Below are 270 nucleotides of genomic sequence, written 5' to 3' on the forward strand. Positions count from 1 at the left end.
GTACTGCTCGCGAGAGGTTGTTGACACATCGCGAGGCGCTACCGGTGCAGCCCAGGTAGATCGGCTAATCCGCACGAGGCGGTTTCAACAAAAAGTGACTTGCGTCCCACAGCCAGCATTGTCTAGTATCGTACATTGTACAAATAATGACAGGTTTAGATCGCTTCCGGTGTGGCGGCCAGCCGCCGAATCCGGAATGAGCAGAAGGCAGACGCCATGACGTCAACACTGAACCAGACAGACAGTGTGCTGGAACCCGAGGTCGAGTTC

1 protein-coding gene is annotated in these 270 nt (G+C 55.2%); it reads right to left on the bottom strand.

Going from position 1 to position 270, the window contains the following annotated elements; translation table 11 throughout:
- Positions 1-64: 64 nt before the first annotated feature.
- Positions 65-270: hypothetical protein (locus SB717_RS36160; RefSeq protein WP_410907824.1), on the bottom strand; the 206-nt coding region annotated here is incomplete at its 5' end.

The organism is Priestia sp. SIMBA_032, from assembly GCF_046535215.1.
Classification (GTDB): domain Bacteria; phylum Bacillota; class Bacilli; order Bacillales; family Bacillaceae_H; genus Priestia; species Priestia aryabhattai.